Origin of the sequence: Pseudomonas sp. LS.1a, from assembly GCF_022533585.1 — a bacterium.
Taxonomy (GTDB): Bacteria; Pseudomonadota; Gammaproteobacteria; order Pseudomonadales; family Pseudomonadaceae; genus Aquipseudomonas.
Genome location: NZ_CP092827.1, coordinates 3,370,799 through 3,393,073 on the forward strand (window position 1 = coordinate 3,370,799; position 22,275 = coordinate 3,393,073).

General features: G+C 64.2%; 22 protein-coding genes. 14 read left to right on the forward strand and 8 right to left on the reverse strand.

Annotated elements, in window-relative coordinates; all coding sequences use genetic code 11:
* Positions 1-65 precede the first annotated feature (65 nt).
* Positions 66-626, reverse strand: a complete 561-nt coding sequence (locus tag MKK04_RS15465; protein ID WP_046615469.1) for a carboxymuconolactone decarboxylase family protein — start codon at positions 624-626, stop codon at positions 66-68.
* Positions 627-728: 102 nt separating this feature from the next.
* On the opposite strand from MKK04_RS15465, the gene MKK04_RS15470 reads away from it, so the two are divergent.
* Positions 729-1,640, forward strand: a complete 912-nt coding sequence (locus tag MKK04_RS15470; RefSeq protein WP_241105643.1) for an AraC family transcriptional regulator — start codon at positions 729-731, stop codon at positions 1,638-1,640.
* A 118-nt stretch (positions 1,641-1,758) separates the two neighbouring features.
* On the opposite strand, the gene MKK04_RS15475 is transcribed toward MKK04_RS15470, so the two are convergent.
* A complete protein-coding gene (locus MKK04_RS15475) occupies positions 1,759-2,298 on the reverse strand; it encodes an RrF2 family transcriptional regulator (protein ID WP_207838148.1) in 540 nt (179 codons plus the stop codon).
* 258 nt (positions 2,299-2,556) lie between these two features.
* Here MKK04_RS15475 and MKK04_RS15480 point away from each other — a divergent pair, with 258 nt between their 5' ends.
* On the forward strand, positions 2,557-3,759 hold the full coding sequence (locus MKK04_RS15480) for an NAD(P)/FAD-dependent oxidoreductase (protein ID WP_207838145.1): 1,203 nt from the start codon (positions 2,557-2,559) through the stop codon (positions 3,757-3,759).
* A gap of 159 nt (positions 3,760-3,918) precedes the next feature.
* Here the strand turns inward: MKK04_RS15480 and MKK04_RS15485 are convergent, their stop codons facing one another.
* Entirely contained in the window at positions 3,919-5,325 is a 1,407-nt protein-coding gene (locus MKK04_RS15485; RefSeq protein ID WP_207838142.1) for a purine-cytosine permease family protein, read from the reverse strand.
* A gap of 317 nt (positions 5,326-5,642) precedes the next feature.
* Here MKK04_RS15485 and MKK04_RS15490 point away from each other — a divergent pair, with 317 nt between their 5' ends.
* The 10 genes from MKK04_RS15490 to MKK04_RS15535 all read left to right on the forward strand — a co-directional run bounded on the left by MKK04_RS15490 (position 5,643) and on the right by MKK04_RS15535 (position 14,927).
* Complete coding sequence (locus tag MKK04_RS15490; RefSeq protein ID WP_207838140.1) at positions 5,643-6,128, forward strand: flavin reductase family protein; 486 nt, start codon at positions 5,643-5,645, stop codon at positions 6,126-6,128.
* A 75-nt stretch (positions 6,129-6,203) separates the two neighbouring features.
* Positions 6,204-7,244 (forward strand): LLM class flavin-dependent oxidoreductase, encoded by a 1,041-nt coding sequence (locus tag MKK04_RS15495; protein ID WP_241105644.1) that lies wholly within the window; start codon positions 6,204-6,206, stop codon positions 7,242-7,244.
* Between the two features lie 289 nt (positions 7,245-7,533).
* Positions 7,534-8,130: an amino acid synthesis family protein gene (locus MKK04_RS15500; RefSeq protein ID WP_003258678.1), complete on the forward strand. Its 597-nt coding sequence runs from the start codon at positions 7,534-7,536 to the stop codon at positions 8,128-8,130.
* Between the two features lie 68 nt (positions 8,131-8,198).
* On the forward strand, positions 8,199-9,032 hold the full coding sequence (locus MKK04_RS15505; RefSeq protein ID WP_207838135.1) for an alpha/beta fold hydrolase: 834 nt from the start codon (positions 8,199-8,201) through the stop codon (positions 9,030-9,032).
* Positions 9,029-10,510, forward strand: coding sequence for an aldehyde dehydrogenase (locus tag MKK04_RS15510; RefSeq protein WP_207838132.1), 1,482 nt, complete (start codon positions 9,029-9,031; stop codon positions 10,508-10,510). The genes MKK04_RS15505 and MKK04_RS15510 overlap by 4 nt, the downstream gene beginning before the upstream one ends.
* 12 nt (positions 10,511-10,522) lie before the next feature.
* Positions 10,523-11,008 carry a flavin reductase family protein gene (locus tag MKK04_RS15515; RefSeq protein WP_112252637.1) on the forward strand — a complete coding sequence of 162 codons (486 nt, stop codon included), beginning with the start codon at positions 10,523-10,525 and terminating at the stop codon, positions 11,006-11,008.
* A 142-nt stretch (positions 11,009-11,150) separates the two neighbouring features.
* Positions 11,151-11,540, forward strand: a complete 390-nt coding sequence (locus MKK04_RS15520) for a carboxymuconolactone decarboxylase family protein (RefSeq protein WP_207838129.1) — start codon at positions 11,151-11,153, stop codon at positions 11,538-11,540.
* A gap of 90 nt (positions 11,541-11,630) precedes the next feature.
* Positions 11,631-12,377, forward strand: coding sequence for a GntR family transcriptional regulator (locus MKK04_RS15525; RefSeq protein ID WP_063913667.1), 747 nt, complete (start codon positions 11,631-11,633; stop codon positions 12,375-12,377).
* A 21-nt stretch (positions 12,378-12,398) separates the two neighbouring features.
* Positions 12,399-12,962: an NUDIX hydrolase gene (locus MKK04_RS15530; RefSeq protein ID WP_207838127.1), complete on the forward strand. Its 564-nt coding sequence runs from the start codon at positions 12,399-12,401 to the stop codon at positions 12,960-12,962.
* 183 nt (positions 12,963-13,145) lie between these two features.
* Positions 13,146-14,927 (forward strand): ATP-binding protein, encoded by a 1,782-nt coding sequence (locus tag MKK04_RS15535; protein WP_207838125.1) that lies wholly within the window; start codon positions 13,146-13,148, stop codon positions 14,925-14,927.
* Between the two features lie 4 nt (positions 14,928-14,931).
* Here the strand turns inward: MKK04_RS15535 and MKK04_RS15540 are convergent, their stop codons facing one another.
* Together MKK04_RS15540 and MKK04_RS15545 are read right to left on the reverse strand one after the other, a co-directional pair.
* Positions 14,932-15,564, reverse strand: a complete 633-nt coding sequence (locus MKK04_RS15540; RefSeq protein ID WP_207838123.1) for a LysE family translocator — start codon at positions 15,562-15,564, stop codon at positions 14,932-14,934.
* Between the two features lie 94 nt (positions 15,565-15,658).
* Positions 15,659-16,273, reverse strand: a complete 615-nt coding sequence (locus MKK04_RS15545; RefSeq protein WP_241105645.1) for a LysE family translocator — start codon at positions 16,271-16,273, stop codon at positions 15,659-15,661.
* A 112-nt stretch (positions 16,274-16,385) separates the two neighbouring features.
* On the opposite strand from MKK04_RS15545, the gene MKK04_RS15550 reads away from it, so the two are divergent.
* Together MKK04_RS15550 and MKK04_RS15555 are read left to right on the forward strand one after the other, a co-directional pair.
* On the forward strand, positions 16,386-16,838 hold the full coding sequence (locus tag MKK04_RS15550; protein WP_015270735.1) for an Lrp/AsnC family transcriptional regulator: 453 nt from the start codon (positions 16,386-16,388) through the stop codon (positions 16,836-16,838).
* Positions 16,839-17,252: 414 nt separating this feature from the next.
* Positions 17,253-18,665, forward strand: a complete 1,413-nt coding sequence (locus tag MKK04_RS15555) for a purine-cytosine permease family protein (protein WP_241105646.1) — start codon at positions 17,253-17,255, stop codon at positions 18,663-18,665.
* Positions 18,666-18,791: 126 nt separating this feature from the next.
* On the opposite strand, the gene MKK04_RS15560 is transcribed toward MKK04_RS15555, so the two are convergent.
* The 3 genes from MKK04_RS15560 to MKK04_RS15570 form a co-directional block, all read right to left on the reverse strand.
* Positions 18,792-20,096 (reverse strand): ammonium transporter, encoded by a 1,305-nt coding sequence (locus MKK04_RS15560; protein WP_241105647.1) that lies wholly within the window; start codon positions 20,094-20,096, stop codon positions 18,792-18,794.
* A gap of 150 nt (positions 20,097-20,246) precedes the next feature.
* Positions 20,247-21,572, reverse strand: coding sequence for an FMN-binding glutamate synthase family protein (locus tag MKK04_RS15565; protein ID WP_207837953.1), 1,326 nt, complete (start codon positions 21,570-21,572; stop codon positions 20,247-20,249).
* A 15-nt stretch (positions 21,573-21,587) separates the two neighbouring features.
* Entirely contained in the window at positions 21,588-22,262 is a 675-nt protein-coding gene (locus MKK04_RS15570; RefSeq protein WP_102689157.1) for a protein glxC, read from the reverse strand.
* Positions 22,263-22,275: the final 13 nt, after the last annotated feature.

The window sequence follows — 22,275 nt, forward strand, 5'->3', positions numbered from 1 at the left end:
GCGGCCCGTTCGCGGCACAAGGCCGCTCCTGCAACGACCGCATCATGGCCGCTAGCAAACAGGGTCTATGCAGATGGCTGCCAGCGGTACTTGCCCAGCTCGTCATTGAGCGGCGTCTGGGCGAACACATTAGCAAAGTTGCACAGGGTTGCGAGGCTCACGCCCAGAATCACCTCCAGCGCGTTACCTTCACTGAAGCCGGCCGCTCGGAAGGCCTGGTATGTGGCCTCGCTGACATTGCCACGGGTGGCGATCACTTCGCGGGCGAACGCGGCCAGGGTTTCATAACGGGCATCGGGCAGCTCGCCACGGGCACGCAGGGCATCGACCACCTCCTGCGGCAGCTTGGCCTTGTTCAGGGCCACGGCCGTGTGGCCGGCCACGCAGAAGTCGCAGCCATGCTGGGTGGCGGCAATCAGTTGCACCACTTCACGCTCGGCCAGGCTCAGTTCGGATTTGCCGTTGAGTGCCGAAACGGTCACGTAGGTTTCCAGTGCCGCCGGGGCATTGGCCAGCACGCCCAGCAGGTTGGGGATGAAGCCGGAGTTCTTCTGCGCGTTCTCGAGGAACGGACGGGCCGCTTCCGGGGCGCTCTGCAGCGTGTGTAAAGTAATGCGCGAGGACATGGAGTGGTCTCCTTTGATGGGTGTCACTACAGTCTGTTGGTTATAAGAACTACCCTCCATATTCATCAGTCGCCTTTCCTTGCTCTTGAGTCTTTGCATTAGATGATTTCGTCCAGCCACCTTGTCGATTGGTTATTAGAAGGCCTGGAGCTCGATGCCAGCCTGTTCCATGTAGGCCGCTACTGCGGCGGCTGGCACGCCAGCACCCAGGGCATGGGCCGGGCCAGCTTCCACCTGGTGGTGCAGGGGCATTGCTGGTTGCACATCGACGGCCAGCCCGATGCACTGCGGCTGGAGGCCGGCGATGCGGTGTTCCTGCTGCGCGACCTCGGCTATCGCCTGGCCAGCGACCAGGACCCGGCCAGTGCCTGCGCCCAGCCGCGCCAGCGCATGCAGGCCATGGACACCGAGGCGGTCGATGGCGTGGGGCTGGTGTGTGGTTTCTTCCACTTCAAGCCGGGCTTGTCGGCGCTGATCGTCGACGGCCTGGCCGACTGGATATTGCTGCGCGCCAATGAACCGGCCGGGCATGCGGCGCGGGCGTTGTTCGAGCTGATTCTGGAGGAATGCCGGCGCGCCGCCGGGCCATCGCAGGGGTTGCTGGAGCGGCTGACGCACTTGTTGTTCCTGTATGTGCTGCGCCAGCAGGTGCATGCCGGGCAATCGCTGGGCGGGCTGGTCGCCCTCGCCCGGCAACCGGCGTTTGCCGGGCTGCTGGAGCAGTTGATCGAGCAACCGGGGCAAGCGTGGACGCTGGAAAGCATGGCGGCCTGCACCGGGTTGTCGCGGTCGGCGTTTTTCAAGCGTTTCAATGAACTGGCCGGACAGTCGCCGGGGCAAGTACTGCTGGCGTTGCGCATGCGCCATGCCAGCCAGTTGCTACAGGCGGGGCATACCGTGGAGCAGGTGGGGGCGCAGGTGGGGTACCAGTCGGTGGCGGCGTTTACCCGGGCGTTTGCCAAAGCGGTGGGGGTACAGCCGGGGGCGTATCGGCGGCAGCATGAGGGGCGTTAGTCTGGACTGGCCTCTTCGCGGGTAAACCCGCTCCCACAGGAACGGCACAAGTCTCAGAGATTGTGACGGTCCTGTGGGAGCGGGTTTACCCGCGAAGAGGCCGGTGCAGGCAACAGATTCACACCTGACTGACCGGAATATCCCCTGCCCCCTTACCCTCCCGCCGCTCACCCATCCAGGCATTGACCTTCTGCCCGAACTCGGCCGGCGCCTTGCGCCCGAACCGCCGCGCCAGATCAAGGATGGTCTGCTGCGCCAGGGCCTCCTCCATGCGCTTCTGCGCCCCCAGCATCACCGCATGGATCGCGCAGGTGCCCTCGGTCGCCCAACCCGGTGGCGAACCCTCGAACAGGCTGCAGCGTTCGCGAACTTCGCGGCAGTCGAAGATCTTCTTCGGCCCGTCGATGGCATTGACGATATCCAGCACGCTGATTTCATCCGACGGCCGCGCCAGCCGGAAGCCACCGCGCACGCCCTCGGTGGCAGCCACCAGCCCGGCACGGGCCAGCTTGGTGAAGACCTTGGCCAGGTACTCCTGGGGCACTCCCTGCAACTCCGCCAGGTCGCGCACGCTGGACTCGCGCGAGTCGCCCCGCTCGTCCACCAGGAACAGCAGGCAATGGATACCGTATTCGACGCCAGCACTGTAGAGCGACATATCTATCTCCGACCAATCTTGTCGCAAATGATACGCCCGTAGTACCTGGGCCGCAAAGCGCGCGGCTGCCGCCGGTCGGCCTGTTCAATCCATTCAACCCAACAAATACGGCTATTCCGGCCAGGAAGCAGCGGTGCGCAGTGTCACCCTCGTGTAAAAAAGACTTGCACCCACAAACTACGACTAATAGAGTCGTAGTTATTCGAGCGGCACACAACTCGCCCTCGAAGCCCCCTTCGAACCTTGCGGAGCACCCTCATGAAATCGAACATTCTCATCATCGGTGCCGGCTTTGCCGGTGTCTGGAGCGCCCTCAGCGCCGCACGCCTGCTCGACCAGGCCCAGCGCGCCGACGTCAGCATCAGCGTCCTCGCTCCACAGCCAGAACTGCGCATCCGCCCGCGCTTCTACGAGGCCGACGTGCACGGCATGAAGGCCCCGCTGGGCGAGCTGTTCGAAGCCGTGGGCATTCACTTCATCCCGGGCAGCGCCGACAACATCGATACCGAAGGGCGCAGTGTCAGCTACACCGACGCCCAGGGGCTCCGGCAACGGATCGCCTACGACCGCCTGATCCTCGCTGCCGGCAGCCAGGTCGCACGCCCGGCAGTGCCTGGCCTGGCCGAACATGCATTCGATGTCGACCAGATGGAGTCGGCCATGCGCCTGGAGCGCCACCTGGTCGGCCTGGCCGCCCTGCCCGCTTCGCCTGCACGCAACACCGTGGTGGTCTGCGGTGGTGGCTTCACGGGCATTGAAACCGCTACGGAAATGCCTGCCCGTCTGCGGGCCATCCTTGGTGCCAGTGCGGCGCTGCGGGTAGTGGTGGTCGATCGCGGTGCGCAGGTTGGCGCGGCGCTGGGCGCAGGTATCACGCCATCGATCGTCGCCGCCAGCGAACAGGCCGGGGTCGAGTGGCAGATCGGCGCCTCGGTAGTGGCCGTCGATGCCGGTGGCGTTACCCTGGACAACGGCGACCATATCGCCAGCAACACCGTGATCTGGACCGTTGGCGTCAAGGCGAGCCCGCTGACTGCACAGGTTTCCGGCGAACGCGACAACTTCGGCCGGTTGAAAGTGGACGGCCACCTGAAGGTGCTGGGCCAGGACCATGTGTACGCCACCGGCGACACCGCCTGGGCCGCGGTGGACGAGCTGGGCAACCACGCCCTGATGACCTGCCAGCACGCCATCCCGATGGGCCGCCACAGCGGCAACAACGCCGCGGCCGACCTGCTAGGCCTGCAGCCGCTGGTATACCGCCAGCCCAAGTACGTCACCTGCCTGGATCTGGGCGAATGGGGCGCGGCGTATAGCGAGGGTTGGGAGCGCGAACTGAAACTGCATGGCCAGGAAGGCAAAGACCTCAAGCGCCAGATCAACTCTGTGTGGATCTACCCGCCAGCAGCTGATCGCGCCCTGGCCCTGGCCGCTGCCGACCCGTCGATTGCCATCGCTTGACGCAATGGTCTCTGAACTGCCGGGCCACTTTGTGGCCCTTCGCGGGCACGCCCGCCCCCACAGCATGCGTGACGCCTGCAAGGGCAAGGCGCTACCTGTGGGAGCGGGCGCGCCCGCGAAGGGCCGCAAAGCAGCCCCAATGAGTGCAGCAGTTTTCTATCAGTCACTGACACTCACAACCCGCCCCGCCTTCCCGGCAGCCGTGCCCCGGGTCGCCAGGCAGTAATACAGCGGCACCGTCACCAGCAAGCCGAACAGCCACGACAGGTCGGCCCCTTCGACGATATTGGCATACGGCCCCACATACAGCGCCGTATTGGCAAACGGCAACTGCACCAGGATGCCGCAGGCATAGGCAATGATCGCGTGGTGGTTGAAGCGGCCATAGATGCCGCCGTCAGCACTGAAGATCGAGGCGATGTCGTACTGGCCTTTCTTGATCAGGTAGAAATCGATCAGATTGATCGACGCCCACGGCACCAGCACCAGCAGCAGCGCCAGGATCAGGCCGATGAACTGGCCGATGAAGTCCGCCGAGGCATTCAGCGCCACCATGCCGCAGCCCACCAGAATCACCGAAGCCAGCACCACCCGCACCTTGATGCTCGGCGTCCACCCGGCGACGAAGGTCTGGATCGCGGTGACGATCGACAGCACCGCGCCATACAGGTTGAGGGCGTTGTGGCTGATGATGTTGAGCAGGAACAGCACCATCAGGATCGGGCCCAGCCAGCCGGTGGCCTGCTTGACCGCATCCATCGCATCGGTGCCTTCCGGTACGCACAGCACCGCCACCGCACCAAAGCTGAAGCACAGGATGGTGCCCACGGTCGCGCCGAAGTAGGTGGCCCAGAACGGCTTGGCAATGCCCACTTCACGCGGCAGGTAGCGCGAGTAGTCGGAGGTGTACGGCGAGAAGCTGATCTGCCAGATGGTACCCAGCGACACGGTGGCGATGAAGCCCGACAGGTTGAACGCGCCACGGCTGAAGAAGTCGGCTGGCAGCTCCTGGGCGAACATCATGATGAAGCCGGCCAGCAGCGCCGACCCCATCACCCAGGTACCGATGCGATTGAGGATGTGGATGAAGCGGTAGCCGATCACGCCAATGGCGGTGGCACTCAGGGCACCGATCACGATCGCGCCCGGCATCGGCACGCTCGGGGTGATGCCATGGATGGTCTTGCCTGCCAGGACGATGTTGGAAATGAAGAAGCCGACATAGATCAGCGCGGTGAAGAACACGATCAGCAAGGCGCCGTAGCGGCCGAACTGGCCACGGCTTTGCACCATCTGCGGAATCCCCAGCTGCGGTCCCTGCGCAGAGGCAAGGGCGATGACCACGCCCCCGACCAGATGGCCCAGCACGATAGCGACCAGGCCCCACAGCAGGTTCAGGTGGAACACCTGGACCACCATGGCGCCGGTGACGATGGGCAGTGGCGCGATGTTGGTACTGAACCAGAGGGTGAACAGGTCGCGCGCCTTCCCGTGGCGCTCGGCAGGTGGAACGTAATCGACCGTGTGATTCTCGACAAACTGGTGTTGCGACGACGGTTGGGACATAGGATTCAGCTCGAAAGGTCGTTTTTATCTTTGTAAGGAAACCGCATCTAGGCGGCCTCTCAGCTGCAGACCATATTATGGTATTCCAAACTTTTGACAACACTGATCCGCTGGAAAAAACGCCAACTGATCCGCTTGCGCAATCCCTGCAGCAAACCGCCTCGCCGCTCAAGCCCACGGTATACGTGGCTTTGAGCCGTTCATCGTGAAACCCCTGGGCGTGAAAATTCCGCTTGCAAAATAGGTATTACGGTATACCATCAGACACATCAACGATAAAAACCGCGGACCACCGCAGCCCTTCAGAGGTACACCAGATGATCGACGCAACCGTCTACAAGCACGTCCTGGGCTCCTTCCCGTCCGGCGTTACCGTCATCACCACCCTGGACGACGACGGCTCGGTCGTCGGCCTGACCGCCAGCGCCTTCTCCTCCCTATCGATGGACCCGCCGCTGGTGTTGTTCTGCCCCAACTACACCTCCGACTCCTACCCCGTGCTGATCAAGCAGAAGCGCTTCGCCATTCACCTGCTGTCCGGTGAACAGCAGGCCGAGGCCTATGCCTTCGCCAGGAAGGGCAAGGACAAGGCCAGCGGCATCGAGTGGTCCCTGAGCGAACTGGGCAACCCGATCCTGGCCGGTGCCACCGCTGTCATCGAATGCGAATTGTGGCGCGAATATGAAGGTGGCGACCACGCCATCATGGTCGGCAAGGTGCACAACCTGATCGTCCCTGAGGAGGCGCCACGGCCGATGGTGTACTGCCGCGGCAGGATGGCCAGCCTGCCGGCCTTTGCCTGAAGCCTGTTCTGAATCGAGACCGCTGGTGCCAACCCTGCCAGGCGCCAGCCCCTTTCAAGCGTTGAGGAAAGCCCCATGAAATTTTCGTTGTTCGTGCACATGGAACGTTGGGATGAACAGGTCAGCCACCGCCAGCTGTTCGAAGACCTGACCGAACTGACCCTGATGGCCGAGAACGGCGGTTTCAGCACCGTGTGGATTGGCGAACACCACGCCATGGAATACACCATTTCGCCAAGCCCGATGCCGCTGCTGGCCTACCTGGCTGCGCGCACCGACAAGATCCGCCTGGGCGCTGGCACCATCATCGCGCCGTTCTGGAACCCGATCCGCGTGGCCGGCGAATGCGCCTTGCTCGACGTGATCAGCAAGGGCCGCATGGAAGTGGGCCTGGCCCGTGGCGCTTACCAGTTCGAATTCGACCGCATGGCAGGTGGCATGCCGGCCACCGACGGCGGCAAGGCCCTGCGCGAAATGGTGCCGGTGGTGCGCAAGCTGTGGGAAGGCGACTACGCCCATGACGGCGAAGTGTACAAGTTCCCCACCTCCACCAGCGTGCCGAAACCTTACAACGCCGTACCGCCGATGTGGATCGCCGCCCGCGACCCGGACTCGCACAACTTCGCCGTGGCCAACGGCTGCAACGTCATGGTCACCCCGTTGATGAAGGGTGACGAGGAAGTGCTGGACCTGAAGAACAAGTTCCAGGCCGCCCTGGACAACAACCCGGGCGTGCCGCGCCCGCAACTGATGGTGCTGCGCCACACCCACGTGCACACCCCGGCCGAGCCGGAAGGCTGGAAAGTCGGCGCCCAGGCCATCTCGCGCTTCTACCGCACCTTCGATGCCTGGTTCGGCAACAAGACCACCCCGGTCAACGGCTTCCTCGAGCCAAGCCCGGAGTCGAAGTTCGCCGAAGTGCCGGCGTTCGAGCTGGAGAACATCCGCAAGAACACCATGATCGGCACCCCGGAAGAAATCATCGCGCGTATCAAGTACTACCAGGCGCTCGGCGTCGACGAGTTCAGCTTCTGGTGTGACAACAGCCTGCCCCACGCCGAGAAGAAGAAATCGCTGGAGCTGTTCATCAAGGAAGTGGTGCCGGCGTTCGCCTGAATTCCCATTGCCTTAAAGATTGCGGGACGTGCCCGCTCCCGTGGGCCTCTGAGGCCTGCGTGAGCGGGCTTTTTTTGGGATGTACGCCTTCGGATTTTTGGTGTCGTTGAGATCGAGCGCCGCGCGGGAGGCGCTCGATCTTTCACACACCACAAAACCCGCGGCATACCCAACGCGCGCCCCACCTTTCGTCCCCTCGCAAGAGAAATTTCCAGCCACCTCTTGCACAACAAATATTATGGTATACCATCAGACAACAAGAGCTGATAACCCTCACCAGGAGCCACCCATGAGTTTCGAAATCCGCAAGATCGTCACCTACTCCGAAGAGACCCGCATCGAAGGCGGCAAGGCCACCGACAAGCCGGTGACCATGGTCGGCCTGGCCGTGGTGATCAAGAACCCATGGGCCGGTCGCGGTTTCGTTGAAGATCTGAAGCCGGAAATCCGCGCCAACTGCTCGGACCTGGGTGCCCTGATGGTCGAGCGCCTGACGGCTGCCATCGGCGGCGCCGACAAGATCGAAGCCTACGGCAAGGCCGCAGTCGTCGGCGCCGACGGCGAAATCGAACACGCCTCGGCGGTGATCCACACCCTGCGCTTCGGCAACCACTACCGCGAAGCGGTACAGGCCAAGAGCTACCTGAGCTTCACCAACAAGCGCGGTGGCCCGGGCACCTCGATCCAGATCCCGATGATGCAGAAGGACGACGAAGGCCTGCGTTCGCACTACATCACCCTGGAAATGCAGATCGAAGACGCCCCGCGCGCCGATGAAATCGTCGTGGTCCTGGGCGCCTCCGACGGCGGCCGCCTGCACCCGCGCATCGGCAACCGCTACATCGACCTGGAAGAACTGGCTGCCGAAAAAGCCAACGCTCAATAACAACAACCAAGACGGGCCGGGGCGTGGCGTGCTTACCCGCCGCGCCCGACCTTCAAGGAGCGCCCTCCATGATTCAGCCTGTCGCTGAACGCACCCCCGCCGGCACCAGCTACCTGTCCGTCGGCCAGGGCCAACCCGTGGTACTGATACACGGCGTGGGCCTGAACAAGGAAATGTGGGGCGGTCAGTTCGTTGGCCTGGCCAACGACTACCGCGTCATCGCCTACGACATGCTTGGCCACGGCCAGAGCGCGCTGCCGCCCGCCGACATCGGCCTGGAAGGCTATGCCGCACAGCTCGCCGAACTGCTCGACCACCTGCAGATCGCCCAAGCCACCGTGATCGGCTTCTCCATGGGCGGCCTGGTCGCCCGGGCGTTCGCCCTCAACTACCCGCAGCGCCTGGCTGCACTGGTAGTGCTCAACAGCGTGTTCAACCGCACCCCCGAGCAGAGTGCCGGCGTTATCGCCCGCGCCGCCCAGGCTGCGCAGTTGGGCCCCGACGCCAACGTCGACGCCGCGCTCGACCGCTGGTTCAGCCGTGAATACAAGGCTGCCAACCCGGCGCAGGTCGCCGCCATTCGCCAGGTGCTGGCGAGCAACGACCCGCAGGGCTACCACACCACCTATTCGCTGTTCGCCACCCAGGACATGTACCGCGCCGCCGACCTGGGCAGCATCCAGGTGCCGACGCTGATCGCCACCGGCGAGCTCGACTCGGGCTCCACCCCGGCCATGACCCGCCAGCTCGCCGCCAGCATTCCTGGCGCGCACAGCGTGGTCCTTGCCGAGCAACGGCATATGATGCCGGTGGAAGCACCGCGTGAAGTCAACAAGATGCTGCTGGACTTCCTCGCGCAAGCCCGCACCCTCACCGAATCCGCCAAGGGGATTGTTGCATGACCCTCGTTCGTTTCCAGATGTGCATCGACGGCCAATGGCGCGATGCCCAGAGCGGCAAGACCTTCGACAGCCTCAACCCGGCCACCGCCCAGGCCTGGGCGCAACTGCCCGACGCCGACGAAGCCGATGTGGAACTGGCCGTGCAGGCCGCCCAGCGTGCCTTCGACAGCAAGGAATGGCGCAGCATCACCGCCACCGCGCGCGGCAAACTGCTGCGTCGCCTGGGTGACCTGATTGCCGAAAACAAGGAACACCTGGCCCAGCTGGAAAGCCGTGACAACGGCAAGCTGATCCGTGAAACCCGCGGCCAGGTCGGCTACCTGCCGGAGTTCTTCCATTACACGGCGGGCCTTGCCGACAAGCTTGAAGGCGGCACCCTGCCGCTGGACAAGCCCGACCTGTTCGCCTACACCGTGCACGAGCCGATCGGCGTGGTGGCCGGGATCATCCCGTGGAACAGCCCGTTGTACCTCACCGCAATCAAGCTGGCCCCGGCCCTGGCCGCCGGCAACACCATCGTGCTCAAGCCGTCCGAGCACGCCTCGGCGACCATCCTCGAACTGGCCCGCCTGGCCCTCGAGGCCGGCTTCCCGGCCGGTGTGGTCAACGTGGTCACCGGCTACGGCCCCAGCACCGGCGCGGCGCTCACCCGTCACCCGCTGGTGCGCAAGATCGCCTTCACCGGCGGCGCCGCCACCGCCCGCCACGTGGTACGCAGCAGCGCCGAGAACTTCGCCAAGCTGTCACTGGAGCTGGGTGGCAAGTCGCCGAACATCATTTTCGCCGACGCCGACCTGGACAGCGCCATCAACGGCGCCGTGGCCGGCATCTATGCCGCCTCCGGGCAAAGCTGCGTGGCCGGCTCGCGCCTGTTGGTGCAGGACGAGATCTTCGACGTGTTCGTCGAGCGCCTGATCGCCCGCGCCAAGCGCATCCGCATCGGCAACCCGCAGGACGACGCCAGCGAAATGGGCCCTATGGCCACCGCGCAACAGCTGGCCGTGGTCGAAGGCCTGGTGGCTGCGGCCAAGGCCGAAGGCGCCAAGCTGCACATGGGCGGCAAGCGTGCCGAGGTCGAGGGTGACGGTTGGTTCTACGAGCCGACCCTGTTCGAGTGCGACAGCAACTCGATGACCATCATGCAGGAAGAGGTGTTCGGCCCGGTTGCCGCAGTAATCCGCTTCAAGACCGAGGAAGAGGCCCTGGCCATCGCCAACGACTCGCAGTTCGGCCTGGCCGCCGGCATCTGGACCCGCGACCTGGGCCGCGCCCACCGCCTGGCCCGCGACGTGCGTTCGGGGATCATCTGGGTCAACACCTACCGCGCCGTGTCGGCCATGGCGCCGATCGGTGGCTTCAAGAACAGCGGCTACGGCCGTGAAAGCGGCATCGATTCGGTGCTGGCCTATACCGAGCTGAAGACGGTGTGGATCAACCTGTCCACCGCGCCTATGCCCGATCCCTTTGTCATGCGCTAGGAGATTGCGCCCATGATCGAACCAGGCATCTACAAAGACGTGATGGGCTCCTTCCCGTCCGGCGTCACGGTGGTCACCACCCTCGACGCCGACGGTGGCATCGTCGGCATCACCGCCAGCGCGTTCAGCGCGCTGTCGATCGACCCGGCGCTGGTGCTGTTCTGCCCCAACTACGCCTCCGACACCTACCCGATCCTGCGTGACAGCAAGCAGTTCGCGATTCACCTGCTGTCCGCCGACCAGACCGCCGAGGCCTATGCCTTCGCCGGCAAGGGCAAGGACAAGGCCAACGGCATCGACTGGCACCTGAGCGAGCTGGGCAACCCGCTGCTGGCCAAGGCCACGGCGATCATCGAGTGCGAACTGTGGCGCGAGTACGACGGCGGTGACCACGCGATCATCGTCGGTGCGGTGAAGAACCTGGTGCTGCCGGCCGAGCCGGTGACCCCGATGGTCTACCACAAGGGCAAGCTGGGCGCCCTGCCCCCGCTGGGCTGATAGACCTCATTGGCTTCTTCGCGGGCTCGCCCGCTCCCACAGATACTGCACAGGCCTCAAGAACTGTGTAGTACCTGTGGGAGCGGGCAAGCCCGCGAAGAACCCGACACCGATGACCCTGTTTCATTCCGGAGTACTGCACATGAGCAATGAAAAGTACGAAAAAGGCCTGCAGATCCGTACCCAGGTGCTGGGCGAGGACTACGTCAACCGCTCGATCCAGAACGCCGACGACTTCACCAGGCCGTTGCAGGAACTGGTCACCGAATACTGCTGGGGCCACGTCTGGGGCCGCGAAGGCTTGTCGCTCAAAGAGCGCAGCATGATAAACTTGGCCATGATTTCCGCGCTCAACCGGCCCCACGAGCTCAAGCTGCACATTCGCGGCGCCTTGCGTAATGGCCTGAGCCGTGAACAGATTCGCGAGATCCTGCTCCAGGTCGGCATTTATTGCGGCGTGCCCGCGGCGGTGGACAGCTTCCGCCTGGCCCGCGAAGCGTTCGCTGAAGCCGATGCGGAGCCAACCCGTTAACACCGGGCTGTTCGAACCCACGCAAGGAGCACCCCAGGTTCGTGGTGCTCTTGCGGTTGCGGCCGGGCAGCCTCTTTAAGAGCGCACTTGATGAAACGCCAGCCACTCGACGACAGCTTCAAGGTCAACCGCAACCCCGTTACCCTGCGCGAAATCGTGCTCGACAAGCTGCGCGCCGCGATCATGAACTTCCACCTGCTGCCAGGCGATCGCCTGGTCGAGCGCGACCTCTGCGACCGCCTCGGCGTCAGCCGCACCTCGGTGCGTGAAGCCCTGCGCCATCTGGAATCCGAAGGTCTGGTGGAATTCGCCGACGCCAAGGGCCCGCGCGTGGCCATCATCACCCTGGAAGACGCCCGCGACATCTACGAGCTGCGCTGCGTGCTCGAAGGCCTGATCGTGCAACTGTTCACCCTCAACGCCAAGGCCAAGGACATCCGTGCCCTGGAGCGTGCGCTGGAGGTTAACCGCGAAGCCCTCGAAGAAGGCGAGCTGCAACAGGTGCTGGATTCTGTACAAGGTTTCTACGATGTGCTGCTGGAAGGCTCCGGCAACCAGGTGGCGGCCCAGCAGCTGCGCCAGTTGCAGGCGCGCATCAGCTACCTGCGCGCCACCTCGGTGTCGCAGGAGAACCGCCGCGGCGCCAGCAACCGCGAAATGGAAAAGATCGTCGAGGCGATCAAGAGCGGCGACCCGCTGGTGGCCCACCAGGCCTCGGTCGACCACGTCCGTGCCGCCGCCAAGGTGGCCCTGGACTACCTGCGCCAGAAGCAGGATGACAACGTCAAGGTGCGCGACATGGTCGAGCCCCTGGCCCTGAAGGATCCACGCATATAAGCCACCCATAGGCCACTGATCATGCCCACCGCCCCGCGCTACTGCCCGCACTGCACCAAGGAACTGGCCCGGGGCGTTCCCACAGGCGACACCCACGAACGCCTGCACTGCAACGGCTGCGGCTATATCCACTACGTCAACCCGAAGATCATCGCCGGCTGCATCATCGAGCGTGATGGCAAGTACCTGCTTTGCCAGCGCGCCATCCCGCCGCGCCCCGGCACCTGGACCTTGCCGGCCGGGTTCATGGAGGCCGGCGAGACCACCGAGCAGGCGGCCCTGCGCGAGGTCTGGGAAGAAAGCGGCGTACGCGCCGAAATCGTCTCGCCGTACTCGATCTTCAGCGTGCCGAAGATCAGCGAGGTGTACATCATCTTCCGCGCCATCGCCACCGAGGAAACCGGGCAGTACGGGGCGGAAACGCTGACATACAGGTTCTTCGAGCCGGACGAGATCCCGTGGGACGAAATCTATTACCCGGCCATCCGGCAAATTCTCGAGCGCTACATCCTCGAGCGGCAGGCCGGGGTGTATGGCATCTACATGGGCAATGACGACACCGGCAAGGTGCACTTCATTCGCTAGCCTGTGCCGGCCTCTTCGCGGGCCTGCCCGCTCCCACAGGTACGGCGCAAAGCTTGAGCAATGTGCTATCCCTGTGGGAGCGGGTGAGCCCGCGAAGAGGCCGGTACAGCCACCCAAAACGCTCGCCAAACGTCTATTCTGGATGCACCCTAAAGGCCTTATGCAAAAGGACCAGCAGAGCACATGGCAAAATGGCTAGACGGCGGCGGGCTGATGGCCGAACGCATCCGCAATCACGATTGGGCCGCCACCCCGCTAGGCCCGCTGCAGCACTGGCCCGACCCGCTGAAGACCAGCCTGGCCCTGTGCCTGGCCTCGCGCTTCCCACAAGCCGTGCTTTGGGGCCCCGACCTGCTCACCCTGCACAACGACGCGTTCTCGCAGATTCTCGGGCAAAAGCCCTCGGCCCTGGGCATCCCCTTCCGCGCCGTGTGGCAGGAAGCCTGGGCCGACATCGGCCACATGGCCAACCGCGCCCTGGCCGGCGAGGCGGTGTACATCGAAGACTTCCCGCTCATCATCGACCGCAACGGCGGCCCCGAACGGGCCTATTTCACCTTCTGCTACAGCCCCATCCGCGACCATGACGGCAAGGTGCTGGGCATGCTCGACACGGTCACCGAAACCACCGCCAGCGTGCTCGCCAACCAGCGCCTGAACTTCCTCGACGACCTGGGCCGTGCCGTGGCCGACGCCACCGAACCGGACCAGATCCTCGCCATTACCACGCGCATGCTGGTCGAGCACCTGCAACTGTCGAGTTGCGCCTACGCGGTGATGGAGCCCGACGAAGACGGCTTCACCATCTGCGGCGACGCCGTGGCGCCCGGCTCGCCGCATCTTTTAGGCCAATACCAGCTGCACGATTTCGGCAAGCTGGCGCTCAGCCGCCTGCGCAGTGGCCTGGCCTTGGTCATCCATGACAACCTGAGCGAGCTGCCCCCTGAGGAAGCCGCCAGCTTCCAGGCCATCGGCATCACCGCGACCATTTGCATGCCCCTGATCAAGGGCGGCCGACTGACCGCGCTGATGGCCATCCACGACAAGGTGCCACGGCAGTGGACCCATTATGAACAGGCGCTGATCAGCGAAGTCACCGAGCGCTCCTGGGCGCATATCCAGCGGGTGCAGGCCCACGCCGAAGTGCGCGCGGCCATGGCGGCACTGGAGGCGCTGAATGCCACCCTGGAACAGCGCGTCGACGAGCGCACCACCCAGTTGCTGCATACCGAAGCCGTGCTGCGCCAGACCCAGAAGCTTGAAGCCATCGGCCAGCTGACCGGCGGCGTGGCCCATGACTTCAACAACCTGCTGACCATCATTCGCTCGTCGCTGCACTTTCTGCAGCGCCCCAACCTCGACGCACAGCGCCGCGAACGCTACCTCAAGACCATGTCCGACACCGTCGAGCGCGGTACCAAGCTGACCGGCCAGTTGCTGGCCTTCGCCCGCCGCCAGGCCCTGAGCCCGCAAGTGTTCGAGGCAGGGCCACGGCTGGAGGCCATGGCCGACATGCTCGACACCGCCACCGGTGCGCGGATCCAGGTCGAGCTGCAATTGCCACAGGCGCCTTGCCATATCCGCGCCGACCTCAACCAGCTGGAAACCGCCGTAATCAACCTGATGCTCAACGGCCGCGATGCAATGGCCGGCGAAGGCACCTTGCAGTTGCGCCTGCAGGTCGACCAGCGGCTGCCTGCCCTGCGCGGCCAGGCACCACAGCCGGGCCCGTTCGCGGCGATTTCAGTGAGCGACAGCGGTGTCGGCATTGCCGACGAACTGCTCGAGCGCATCTTCGACCCGTTCTTCACCACCAAGGCACCAGGTGAAGGCACCGGGCTCGGGCTGTCGCAAGTGTTCGGGTTTGCCAAGCAGTCCGGGGGCGATGTGCAGGTGAGCAGTGTCGTCGGCCAGGGCACCACCTTTACCTTGTACCTGCCCCAGGAACCGCCGCCTGCGACCTAGATGGTCAGCGCCGCCCTTCGGCCAGCATGCGCACGGCCAGACCTGCCAACACCGTGCCCATCAACCAGCGCTGAACTTGCTGCCACAAAGGGCGACCAGCCAGGAACACGGCGATCGATCCGGCCATGATCGCGATCAGTGCATTGACCGAAACGCTGATGGCGATCTGCGTCGACCCCAGCACCAGCGACTGCAGCAGCACGCTGCCATGCCCCGGCTCGATGAACTGCGGCATCAGCGACAGGTACATGACGGCGATCTTGGGGTTGAGCAGGCTGGTGGCAAAGCCCATGGTGAACAGCCGCCGCGGGCTGTCGGCCGGCAGGTCGCGTACCTGGAACGGCGAACGGCCACCCGGTCGCAGTGCCTGCCAGGCCAGGTACAACAGGTACAGCGCGCCACCGATGCGCAGCACGTCGTAGGCAAAGGGCACAGCCATCACCAGGGCGGTGATGCCCAGCGCGGCGCAGAACATGTAGATGACGAAACCCAGGGCCACGCCACCCAGCGAAATCAACCCGGCCTTGCGTCCCTGGCAGATCGAACGGGAGAGCAGGTAGATCATGTTCGGCCCTGGGGTCAGGACCATGCCGAGGCAGATAAGGGCGAAGGTGAGCAGTTGCGTGGTTTCGGGCATGGAGCACGTCCTGGATGTGCGTTGAAGTGGTGCGAGTTTATCCGAGGCTTGGTCTGTCGTCTGTACTGGCTTGCCGGCGATGAGGCCAATGCATTCAACCCATTTGGCCGGCTATCAAGCCGAGGGCCACCGTGATCATCGCTACCCCCGACACCCGGCCAACCAGCTTCGCCGCCCCCGGCCGGGTGCTCAGCACGGCTTTGGCGCCATAGCCGACCAGCGAGTAGATCACCAGCGAGCTGCACAGGTGTACCAGGCCCAGCAGCAAGATCTGCAACGGCACCGGCCAGCTGGAGTGCGGGTCGGTGAACTGCGGCAACAGCGCCAGGAACAGCAGGAACACTTTCGGGTTCAGGCCGCTGACGCAAAAACCCTTGAATGCCCAGCGCGAACCCGACTCCCCCGCCCCATCCTGCCCGGCAGCCGGCAATGCCGGGCGCAGCAACAGGTTGCCACCCAGCCACAACAGGTAGCTGCACCCCGCCAGGGTCAGCAAGGTCAGCGCCAGCGGGTGGCCGGCCAGCAGGCTGCCGACCCCGGCTGCCACCACCAGGGTCGCGAGGAAATGCCCTGACAACATCCCCGCCACCGCGGGCATTACCCAGCGCCCGCGCATACCGGCCGAAATGGCATAGGCCCAGTCCGCTCCGGGGGTAATCACGAACAGCATCGACACGGCCCAAAACGCCGTCAGAACACTGAGAGCCACTTGAATCTTCCTTTTTCCACTGCTTTGCGATGACGAAAGATTACGGATTCCGCCGAGGGATTTTCTTTCGTATATTCCCCACCAGCCCTCAATGACTGGAAGATCCTTTTCAATGGACAGGACAGATCGAAAAATCCTTGCCGAGCTGCAAAAAGATGGTCGGCTATCGGTGACCGAACTCGCTGACCGTGTGGGGCTCAGCCTGTCGCCCTGCCATCGGCGCCTGAAGGCACTAGAGGAATCCGGCGCGATTCTTGGCTATCACGCCCGCTTGGCACCGAGCGCCCTGGGGTTGAACTTTGCCGCGCTGGTCTTCGTGACCCTGCGCGAGGTCACCCGCCAGCCGGTAGCGGACTTTGAAGCAGCGCTGGCCGAGATCCCGCAGATCGTCGAGGCGCAGCGGCTGTTTGGCGACCCGGATTACCTGCTGCATGTGGTGGCCAAGGATTTGCCGGCGTTCCAGAAGCTGTATGACGAGCAGTTGACCAGCATTCCCAATGTGAAGCGGTTGAGTTCGACCCTGGTGATGAAAGAGGTGATTCAGGATCGGTTATTGCCGATGTAGGTGTTTCCTACAGTGCCGGCCCTTTCGCGGGTAAACCCGCTCCCACCTCGACCGCATTGACATCAAGTCATGCCAGTACCTGTGGGAGCGGGTTCACCCGCGAAAGGGCCGGTACAGGCGACCTTTTTACCTGCCCTGAAAACGCGCACGGCGCCCCACCAAAGCACACCGCTTCTCGCCTCCACAAGGCCCAAACCCCTCTAACCCAAGCTCTCCCGCCCCGTGGCACCCTCCTTGCAACCGTCCCCCGCTTAACCTTTTGTCAGCCTTAGGTTTTTTAAGGTTTATGGGCACATATTTACTAATTTCTCGTTATCCCCGCGCCCCGCATCATCGCTCCAACAAGAACGCGTCGCCCTTCGCCGGCACGCCCCCGGGCAGTTCCCGATGCCCTACCTTGCCTTGGAGTCAGTCATGACCAGTGCAGCCAATTCGGCACCCCTCATAGAAAAACACACGATCGGCTACGTGCCCCCGCAAGACCGCCATGGAAAGGTAAGGGATCTGTTCACACTGTGGTTCGGCGGCAACATCGCGCCGCTGCCCATCGTCACCGGCGCACTGGGTGTGCAGCTGTTCCACCTGAACCTGGTATGGGGCATCGTCGCCATCCTCGTCGGCCACCTGGTCGGTGGCGTACTGATGGCGCTGCACTCGGCCCAAGGCCCGCAGATGGGCATCCCGCAGATGATCCAGAGCCGCGCCCAGTTCGGCTCGCTTGGTGCGCTGCTGGTGGTAGTGATTGCCGGGGTCATGTACATCGGCTTCTTCGCCTCCAACATCGTCCTCGCCGGCAAGTCGCTGCACGGTGTGGTCGATGCCGTACCGGTACCGGTGGGCATCGTCATCGGTGCGCTGGGCTCAGGCATCATCGGCATCATCGGCTACCGCTTCATCCACGTGCTCAACCGCATCGGCACCTGGGTGCTGGGTATCGGTATCGTGGTCGGCTTCGGCTACATCTTCAGCCACGTGCAGAGCGACGACTTCCTCACCCGCGGCGGGTTCAACCTGGCCGGCTGGCTGGCCACCGTGTCGCTGGCGGCGCTGTGGCAGATCGCCTTTGCGCCGTATGTGTCGGACTACTCGCGTTACCTGCCGGCGGACGTGAAGGTCAGCTCGACGTTCTGGACTACCTACCTGGGCTCGGCCCTGGGTTCGAGCCTGTCGTTCATCTTCGGCGCCGTGGCGGTGCTGGCGATCCCGGCCGGCATGGACACCATGGACGCCGTCAAGCTGGCCACCGGTTCCCTCGGCCCGATCATGCTGGTGCTGTTCCTGCTCAGCGTAATCAGTCACAACGCCCTCAACCTGTATGGTGCGGTGCTGTCGATCATCACCCTGGTGCAAACCTTCGCCTACCGCTGGATCCCTACCGCCAAGAGCCGTGCCGTGCTGTCGCTGATCGTGCTGTCGGCCTGCTGCGTGGTGGCGGTGTTCGCCTCGGCGGACTTCATCGGCCACTTCGTCGACATGGTGCTGGTGCTGCTGGTGGTGCTGGTGCCGTGGACGGCGATCAACCTGATCGACTTCTATGCCATTCACAAGGGTGACTACGACATCCAGTCGATCTTCCAGGTCGATGGCGGCATCTACGGGCGTTACAACCCGCAGGCGCTGATCGCCTATGCAGTGGGCATCGTGGTGCAGATCCCGTTCATGAACACGCCGCTGTATGTCGGGCCGATTTCCGAGCATATCAACGGCGCTGACCTGTCGTGGCTGGTGGGGCTGGCGATCACTTCGCCGCTGTACTGGTGGCTGGCCAGCCGTGACAGTGCCTACCGTCGCCGGCAGATGAGTGCCAAGGTGGCCATGGGGCACTGATTCAACCTGTACCGGCCTCTTCGCGGGCTTGCCCGCTCCCACAGGAATGTCACCGGCCTCGAAAGCTGTGGTGTCCCTGTGGGAGCGGGCAAGCCCGCGAAGAGGCCGGTACAGGCAACACATCAATCAGAGGTTATAAGCCCGCTCATTGTGCTCCGCCAGGTCCAGCCCCTGCTCTTCCTCTTCCCGGCTGGCCCGCAGCCCCACGGTCAGCTTGATCGCCCCGAGAATCGCCCAGCTCACCACGAAGCAATACACGAAGGTGAACGCCACTCCCTTCAACTGCACCAGTGCCTGCCCGATCGGCGACGCGCCCTCCACATAGCCGCCCAACGCAGGCGCGGCAAATACCCCGGTCAGTATCGCGCCGACCATTCCGCCCACGCCATGCAGGCCGAACACGTCCAGGCTGTCGTCATAGCCCAGTGCCTGCTTCAACCGGGTCACGGCAAAGAAGCAGATGGCCCCGGTCAACAGCCCGATCACCAGCGCGCCCAGCGGCCCGACAAATGCACAGGCCGGGGTAATCCCGACCAAACCTGCCAAAGCCCCTGAAGCCGCACCCAGGGCCGTCGGCCGACCATGCATCACCTTCTCGGTCAGCAACCAGCCGACAATCCCCGCACAAGCCGCCACCATGGTCGCCAGCATCACCACCCCCGCCGCCTGGTTGGCCGCCAGCCCCGAGCCGACGTTGAAGCCGAACCAGCCCACCCACAGCAACCCGGCGCCCACCAGGGTGAAGCCGAGGTTGTGCGGTGGCATGGCCACCTGCGGGTAGCCCTTGCGCTTGCCCAGCATCAACGCCGCAGCCAGGGCTGCCACGCCGGAGTTGATATGCACGGCGGTACCACCGGCAAAGTCCAGCACGCCCCAGTTGACCATCAACGCCCCCGGCCCGCCCCAGACCATATGTGCGATCGGCGCGTACACCAGCACGAACCAGGCGGCCATGAACAGCAACGAAGCACTGAACTTCATCCGTTCGGCGAAACCACCGGCAATCAGCGCCGGGGTGATGATGGCGAAGGTCAGCTGGAACACCGCGAACACCCCTTCCGGGATGCTACCGACCAGGCTGTCATGACCGATGTCCAGCATCAGCGCCTTGCCCAGCCCGCCGATGAAACTGTTGAAGGTCAGCTGGCCGTCGACCATGCCGGTGGTGTCGACCACCAGGCTGTAGCCGAACAGCACCCAGAGGATGCCGATCACCCCGGCCACGGCGAACAGCTGGGTGAACACCGAAAGGAAGTTCTTGGCCCGCACCATGCCGCCGTAGAACAGCGCCAGGCCCGGGATGCACATCATCAGCACGAACATCGCGGCGCAGATCATCCAGGCGGTGTTGCCGGTGTCCAGGGTGGGCTCGGCGGCGTGGGCCCGGGAAGTCAGGGCTAACAACATTACAGCGAGGGTGAGTTGCTTCATGGAGTCACTCCTGTGTGAATGGTGGGGGTGCCCTGGGGCCGCTTTGCGGCCCATCGCGACACAAGGCCGCTCCCACAATGGGTTGCGCTGGCCATATGTGGGAGCGGCCTTGTGTCGCGAAGGGCCGCAAAGCGGCCCCCGACGGTCAACTCAATATTGCGCCTGCCCCGGCACCCATGCGGTCCCCGCCAATGGCACCCGCGCCATCGCCGCCGCCTCCACGGTCAACGCCACCAGGTCTTCCGGGTCCAGGTTGTGCAAGTGCGACTTGCCACACGCCCGTGCCATGGTCTGCGCCTCCAGCACCAGCACCCGCAGGTAGTTGGCCAATCGGCGCCCCGCCTCCTCCGGGTTCAGGCGCTTGGCCAGTTCCGGATCCTGGGTGGTGATGCCGGCCGGGTCGCGGCCGTTCTGCCAGTCGTCATAGAAGCCTGCCGCCGAGCCGATCTTCTTCAGTTCGGCATCCAGCCGCGGGTGGTTGTCACCCAGCGCGATCAACGCCGCAGTGCCAATGGCCACCGCATCAGCCCCCAGGGCCATGGCCTTGGCCACATCGGCACCATTGCGAATGCCGCCGGAGACGATCAACTGCACCTTGCGGTGCATGCCCATTTCCTGCAGCGCCTGCACTGCCTGCGGGATGGCCGACAGGATCGGGATGCCGACGTGCTCGATAAACACTTCCTGAGTCGCGGCGGTACCACCCTGCATGCCATCGAGCACGATCACATCGGCACCGGCCTTCACCGCCAGCTTGACGTCGTAATACGGGCGACTGGCGCCGATCTTCACGTAGATGGGCTTTTCCCAGTCGGTAATCTCGCGGATTTCGGCAATCTTGATCGCCAGGTCGTCCGGGCCGGTCCAGTCCGGGTGGCGGCAGGCGCTGCGCTGGTCGACGCCAATCGGCAAAGTACGCATGCCAGCCACGCGCTCGGTCACCTTCATGCCCAGCAACATGCCGCCACCGCCCGGTTTGGCACCTTGGCCGAGGACGATCTCGATGGCATCGGCCTTGCGCAGGTCGTCGGGGTTCATGCCGTAGCGCGACGGCAGGTACTGGTACACCAGGTGCTGTGACTGGCCGCGCTCTTCCGGGGTCATGCCACCGTCGCCAGTGGTGGTGCTGGTGCCGGCGATGGTCGCACCACGGCCCAGGGCTTCCTTGGCATTGGCCGACAACGCGCCGAAGCTCATGCCGGCGATGGTCACCGGGATTTTCAGGTGGATCGGCTTCTTGGCGAAGCGGGTGCCCAGCAGCACATCGGTGCCGCATTTCTCGCGGTAGCCTTCCAGCGGGTAGCGCGACACGCTGGCACCGAGCAGCAGCAGGTCGTCGAAGTGCGGCACGCGGCGCTTGGTGCCACCACCGCGAATGTCGTAGATGCCGGTTTCAGCGGCACGCTGGATTTCCTGGATGGTCAGGCGATCGAAGGTGGCCGACTCACGCAGTACCGGGGGGAATTGCTCGCTCATGGGAATGTTCCTGGATCAGTACGCGCTGGCGTTGTCGACTTTGAAGTTGTACAGCTGGCGAGCCGAGCCGTAGCGTTTGAAATCGGCGGCCTTGTGGTCCAGGCCGGCCTTGTTCAGCAGTTCCTGCAGCTCTTGCAGGTGCTCGGCGCGCATCTCTTTCTCGATGCAGTCCGAACCCAGCGACTGCACCGAACCCTTGACGTAGATGCGCACCTCGTACAGCGAATCGCCCAGCGCATCGCCGGCATCGCCACACACCACCAAACGCCCGGCCTGGCCCATGAAGCAGCTCATGTGGCCGATGCTGCCGCCGACGACGATATCCACGCCCTTCATGGAAATACCGCAACGCGCGCCGGCGTCGCCCTCGATCACCAGCAGCCCGCCATGGGCGGTGGCGCCGGCGGCCTGGGAGGCGCTGCCCTTGACCCGCACCGAGCCGGACATCATGTTCTCGGCCACGCCGACACCGACGTTGCCATGCACGGTGACGCTGGCCTGCTGGTTCATGCCGGCGCAGTAATAGCCGGCGTGGCCTTCGATATCCACGGCCACGGCGGCGTTGATGCCCACGGCCAGGTTGTGCTTGCCGTCGGGGTGGGTCACCCGCCATTCGTGGTCCTGCACCTCACCGTGCAAGGACTGGTTGAGGACACGCACCGAGGTGCTGGAAAGGTCGATCGTCTTCATGGGGTTCTCCAGT

Bases quoted from the DNA above. Each gene is read 5' to 3' on its own strand.
- MKK04_RS15470 (WP_241105643.1), top strand. From the start codon at position 729: ATGATTTCGTCCAGCCACCTTGTCGATTGGTTATTAGAAGGCCTGGAG.
- MKK04_RS15520 (WP_207838129.1), top strand. From the start codon at position 11,151: ATGAGCAATGAAAAGTACGAAAAAGGCCTGCAGATCCGTACCCAGGTG.
- MKK04_RS15475 (WP_207838148.1), bottom strand. From the start codon at position 2,298: ATGTCGCTCTACAGTGCTGGCGTCGAATACGGTATCCATTGCCTGCTG.
- MKK04_RS15560 (WP_241105647.1), bottom strand. From the start codon at position 20,096: ATGAAGCAACTCACCCTCGCTGTAATGTTGTTAGCCCTGACTTCCCGG.
- MKK04_RS15490 (WP_207838140.1), top strand. From the start codon at position 5,643: ATGATCGACGCAACCGTCTACAAGCACGTCCTGGGCTCCTTCCCGTCC.
- MKK04_RS15500 (WP_003258678.1), top strand. From the start codon at position 7,534: ATGAGTTTCGAAATCCGCAAGATCGTCACCTACTCCGAAGAGACCCGC.
- MKK04_RS15515 (WP_112252637.1), top strand. From the start codon at position 10,523: ATGATCGAACCAGGCATCTACAAAGACGTGATGGGCTCCTTCCCGTCC.
- MKK04_RS15495 (WP_241105644.1), top strand. From the start codon at position 6,204: ATGAAATTTTCGTTGTTCGTGCACATGGAACGTTGGGATGAACAGGTC.
- MKK04_RS15530 (WP_207838127.1), top strand. From the start codon at position 12,399: ATGCCCACCGCCCCGCGCTACTGCCCGCACTGCACCAAGGAACTGGCC.
- MKK04_RS15510 (WP_207838132.1), top strand. From the start codon at position 9,029: ATGACCCTCGTTCGTTTCCAGATGTGCATCGACGGCCAATGGCGCGAT.
- MKK04_RS15550 (WP_015270735.1), top strand. From the start codon at position 16,386: ATGGACAGGACAGATCGAAAAATCCTTGCCGAGCTGCAAAAAGATGGT.
- MKK04_RS15540 (WP_207838123.1), bottom strand. From the start codon at position 15,564: ATGCCCGAAACCACGCAACTGCTCACCTTCGCCCTTATCTGCCTCGGC.
- MKK04_RS15525 (WP_063913667.1), top strand. From the start codon at position 11,631: ATGAAACGCCAGCCACTCGACGACAGCTTCAAGGTCAACCGCAACCCC.
- MKK04_RS15480 (WP_207838145.1), top strand. From the start codon at position 2,557: ATGAAATCGAACATTCTCATCATCGGTGCCGGCTTTGCCGGTGTCTGG.
- MKK04_RS15565 (WP_207837953.1), bottom strand. From the start codon at position 21,572: ATGAGCGAGCAATTCCCCCCGGTACTGCGTGAGTCGGCCACCTTCGAT.
- MKK04_RS15485 (WP_207838142.1), bottom strand. From the start codon at position 5,325: ATGTCCCAACCGTCGTCGCAACACCAGTTTGTCGAGAATCACACGGTC.
- MKK04_RS15570 (WP_102689157.1), bottom strand. From the start codon at position 22,262: ATGAAGACGATCGACCTTTCCAGCACCTCGGTGCGTGTCCTCAACCAG.
- MKK04_RS15505 (WP_207838135.1), top strand. From the start codon at position 8,199: ATGATTCAGCCTGTCGCTGAACGCACCCCCGCCGGCACCAGCTACCTG.
- MKK04_RS15535 (WP_207838125.1), top strand. From the start codon at position 13,146: ATGGCAAAATGGCTAGACGGCGGCGGGCTGATGGCCGAACGCATCCGC.
- MKK04_RS15555 (WP_241105646.1), top strand. From the start codon at position 17,253: ATGACCAGTGCAGCCAATTCGGCACCCCTCATAGAAAAACACACGATC.
- MKK04_RS15465 (WP_046615469.1), bottom strand. From the start codon at position 626: ATGTCCTCGCGCATTACTTTACACACGCTGCAGAGCGCCCCGGAAGCG.